Annotated in this window: 5 protein-coding genes; all 5 read right to left on the minus strand. The window is 39.3% G+C overall.

Features of this window, described 5'->3' with window-relative positions; all coding sequences use genetic code 11:
- On the minus strand, positions 1-945 hold a 945-nt coding region (locus H6G26_RS39015; RefSeq protein WP_190737167.1), incomplete at its 3' end, for an RpoD/SigA family RNA polymerase sigma factor.
- A 280-nt stretch (positions 946-1,225) separates the two neighbouring features.
- Positions 1,226-1,855 carry a hypothetical protein gene (locus H6G26_RS39020; RefSeq protein ID WP_190737169.1) on the minus strand — a complete coding sequence of 210 codons (630 nt, stop codon included), beginning with the start codon at positions 1,853-1,855 and terminating at the stop codon, positions 1,226-1,228.
- Entirely contained in the window at positions 1,786-2,403 is a 618-nt protein-coding gene (locus H6G26_RS39025) for a ParA family protein (RefSeq protein WP_190737171.1), read from the minus strand. The genes H6G26_RS39020 and H6G26_RS39025 overlap by 70 nt, the downstream gene beginning before the upstream one ends.
- A 738-nt stretch (positions 2,404-3,141) precedes the next feature.
- Positions 3,142-3,342, minus strand: coding sequence for a hypothetical protein (locus H6G26_RS39030; RefSeq protein ID WP_190737173.1), 201 nt, complete (start codon positions 3,340-3,342; stop codon positions 3,142-3,144).
- A gap of 50 nt (positions 3,343-3,392) precedes the next feature.
- Entirely contained in the window at positions 3,393-4,139 is a 747-nt protein-coding gene (locus H6G26_RS39035) for a hypothetical protein (protein WP_190737175.1), read from the minus strand.
- Positions 4,140-4,461 lie beyond the last annotated feature (322 nt).

The following is a 4,461-nucleotide window of genomic DNA, read 5'->3' on the forward strand; positions in this document are numbered from 1 at the left end:
AAGAAGATAGTCTTTAATCTTATTTTGATGAGAGCGCAAAATAGAGAGAGCAAGATGTTCAGTTTTGCGAATTGTTTCTCGACTTAGGTTCAGCCGTTTTGCAACTTGACTCAAGGTTAGCTGCTGATTATCTGACAATCCGAAACGTAAAGTCAATATTTCTCGTTGCCTTGGCTTAAGCAATGCCAGCAACTTGCTCAAGTCTTGCTGTAGAGACTCAAGAGTTATTTGCTCATCTAGAAAAATGCCATCCATCGGCAAAATATCGGCTAGTTCAGTTTCACCCTCATCTCCCACTCGCATTTCGAGTGAGACTGGAGACTTAGAAACCTGAAGGTAATCTCTTATTTGGCTTGGCGACAGATTTAAGGATTCGGCAATTTCTGTTACAACCGGAGGACGACCCAACGATTGAGACAACTGCTGCTGTATTTTCCTGATTTTATTTAACTTTTCATTGATATGAATTGGCAGACGTATAGTGCGAGACTTATCTGCTACAGCCCGTGCTATTGACTGGGTAATCCACCAGTAAGCATAGGTTGATAGTTTGTAGCCTTTGTTAGGATCAAACTTTTCGATTCCTCGTTGCAGTCCCAGTGCCCCTTCTTGCAGCAAGTCGAGAAAATCTAACTTGTGGTTCTGGTATTTTTTGGCAACAGAAACCACTAGCCGCAGGTTAGCTGTCACCATCTTCTGTTTGGCTTTTTGGCCTTGTTGAATGACTGATTGTAGTTCAGCTGCGTCTTGCCCAAGCGAGGTAGCTAATTCCAAGTCAGTTGGTTGTCGGTTGAGTTGAACTGCGATCGCTTGCCGTTGCTGTTCAACCGCCATCATCTCCTGCACAAGTCTAGCCAATGTAATTTCTTGGTCAGGAGTCAGCAGAGGATAGCGACCGATTTCTTTTAGGTAGGAGCGAACTGAGTCGGTAGTTGGACTGGTCATTATTAGTCAATGATGAATGGAGTTCCAATAAAAAGGATATAGGCTAAAAATAAATATTCAGATATTCAAATATTCACGTTAATTAAATATTCAAGTACAAGCTAGGAAATAAATATTCAAATATTCAAATATGTAACTATACTCCCATAGTGAATATTCAAATATTCAGATATTCAGCAGATAAGTAGCCTTGATATTAACTGGCTGTCTTAGCATTAGCGTGCCAAGGCGATACTTGTTAAAATTTTTGTAATCTAGTTTGATAGTCAGTTTTTTAAGGTCAACTTCCCATATTTCTAAATTGCTTGAGAGCTTCGGCGGTTCCGACTACATTGGAAAGCTTAAAAAAGCTCTGAAATAATTCCTCGGCAAATTCTGAACGATCAAGATTATCTCCAGCTTCACTTAGGTCTAACAATTCTCTGTCTAATCTCTTGCTAGTTTTTACAGGGAGGTGAAATATTGCTTGCATATAATCTGGATTATTTCGCTTTGATACTTTACCTCGTTTGTTTACTTTAGTTTTTACTTCGGCTTCTACTAGTACTGGAATGTCTCTTAATACAGAAGAAGTTGGATCTATTTCTACTATGGCACTTTCATTACTAACAGAGTTCTGCTCTATAGCTTGACTCTCCTGGTATTCATTTAATGGAATAACTATATCTGCTTTCTTTTCCTGACAAGCATTATCGTTCTTATCAACTTCCTGGTTTTGTTCAGTAATAGCATCTAAGTTTTTCTCTTCTATGTTAGAAAACTTTTCCTCAGTAGAAGTTTTTTTCTGGTCAGAATCCTCAACTTGTAACTCTGCATTTGAAGGTGCAGCATTTTTAAGTCTTAAGATTTCGCTGAATCTAGAAGCTCGGCCAGTGGGCTCAGTTTTGCTAGTTCCATCCAGTCCCGCCATGCTATTTTTCCTCCTTTAACTTTATAAATAGGCTGTCCAAGTGCAGCAGCATCTTTGTAAGCCTTCAGCAGTCTAATTCCCCGATCTAGTACGGGAAACCCATTTTCTTTTAGTGCATGAAATGCATCCAACCCATCTTTTTGAGGAGGGGGGGGGATCATAGTTAATAAAACACGGTAATTAGCTTGGTTCGACAAGCTTTGGGTCATTAAGGCTAAAGCATCCATAGACAGTGAATCTGGTGTGCTTGGCAGAATTAATAAATCGCATCCATCTGCAAGTTCTTGCAGTTCAGATTCAAGAGGACGTGCTGGAGTGTCTATAACTACAAAGTCGAATTTACTCTGACCCATCAATTTAGGAGCAGCATTCTCGCTGCACACCTTGAAAGGTAATTTTCCTAACCTAGCCCATGTGCTAGCAGATCGGTTTGGATCTGAATCAATTAACAAAGTTTCCCCTAAGTGTGAAAACAAGCAGGCTAGGCAAATTGAGGTAGTTGTTTTCCCTACCCCTCCTTTGTAGGAGGAGAGGGTAATGATTTTCATAATATTAGTTAAATATTTGAATATTCAAATATTTAACACCTAAATAGTGGAATAGTCAATTAAATACTCAACTATGTAAATATTCAAATATTTATAAGCAGAGATACCTCCCTCTGATACCAAAAGCAAGATAGTTTCAAAAGCTTATCTAGCAAGCTTTGCTTTTTGGTGTCTGTTGGATAACAAGCGGTGTGCAATGCAGCACAGTACTTTTTTGGTGAAGATCGCGGCTGTTGCTCTTGTGTCAGGTATGTTGTGTGTATTTACCCCTATTTAAGGTAAAGTTAACCAGGTATTCAAATAGCTAAATATTTAGCTATTTGAATATTTGCGTTCCAAAATCATGAATATTTAGCTATTCAAATACTCGTCTCCTAAAATCATGAATATTGAGCTATTCAAATATTCAGATACTTAATTAACCAATCAAAAGTAGCACTTTTGTTGCATCAGAAAAAACTTTAAAAATCGCATGGAGGCTATATAGGGGCTATATGGGGGCTTTTTGTACCCCAAAGATAATTCAGAATTATTGTGAAAATATAACTTCCATGTGGGGTACATATGGGGGCTTTTTGGGGGCTTTTTGACCACTTCACATTTTATACCCCACTTAGCCCCCAAGGGCTGATGATAAACTGTTGACGCTGGAGAAAGAATAGGCAGAGGAGCAAAGGAGCAAGAGGGCTTTAAAAATTTATCAAGTCTTAAGACCTATATATACCCGTAGCAATAGCGTTATGAGTTCTGTTGCCGCAGCATGAATAAAAGCTGCAATTGTTGTGTAATCTCTTTGAGCAAGCGTAAATCTTTTTGAGTAACCGCTTTTTGATATTCAGCAAAGAGTGCTTCGTATTGCTTATCAAAAATCAAATTGGCTGACTCAGAAGAATCTTTTGCTTGCTGGTGTCTATTTTTTTCGAGCCATAGGTCGGACATTTTCTTGAAATTTTCCTAGCTAAAATTTTCTTCACTCATAGTCAAAAAGTTCATTCGTCCTCTTCATCCTCTTCATCTTCCTCCTCATAATCTGCGTAATCTGCATAGTCTTGACCATGTTGTTCGTACCAGAGGCGTTCCTCTTCTTGAGCCGCCTCTCGCTGTATTCTTTTCCTTTCGGCAATTTCTGCCTCTATTGCTTCTTGCTCTAACTTTGCCTTTTCAAACTTTTCTCGCTCCAGCCTTTCTCGCTCTTGGGTTTCTTGGTCTACCCTCTCCTTCTCAATTCTGATTAATCGCTGCTCGATTCGCCAACAGTAAAAATCCAAAGCTTTGCCTGTCGCGGCTCCGGTAACTGCACCACCCACTAGAAAAATGAGTCCAGTTTTCCAGCCTTGGATAGGGCCACCGCTCCACTGCAAACTTTTTTGATTAAACCATACCAGCACAGAGAAGACAAAAATTCCAACTACTGTATTTATGAGCGCAAAAATTCTTGGTGTCATCTCAGTCTGTCGCAGTATTAGCCACTGTCCTAGCCAAATTATTGCACCAAAAATCACCGCAGCGATCGCACTCATGACAACATGATCTGGATATTTGAACGGATCTAGTGTCATATTAATGATCAGTGGCACAAATATCAGCGCACAGAGCAAGAAGCCAATGAATAAGCCAGCAACACTTATCAGGCTCCAGTAGCGACCGAGATAACCCAGGCGAAATTCCAAGATCCATTCTTGTACTGGAAGCATCGTGACGTAAAATGCCATTGCTGCACTGACGTAATCGAGCATTGGGCTAAGTTAACTGTATATTTAGCGTATTTAGCATCACTGTGCCAAAACGGATAAGGCAAGATATTAATAATCTAAGACGAATTGAAGCGATTATGACTGAAAGGTTTCTTACTCACCACGATCACCTGGGCATGGGGAGTTATAACATCCCACTCTGTACAAGGATTCGCCTTTTCACTGGTTATCACGTATCAGAATATTGACGTAATTGTTTATATCCCATCTTCCGCACTTCAAAAAGTATTATAAATAATACAAAAATAGTTACTAAGAATATTCATACTATTAAGTATTAATACTGGTAATAGTTATTGGCTGG

This window comes from Nostoc sp. FACHB-888 (assembly GCF_014696655.1).
In the GTDB taxonomy this organism is placed as follows: domain Bacteria; phylum Cyanobacteriota; class Cyanobacteriia; order Cyanobacteriales; family Nostocaceae; genus Nostoc.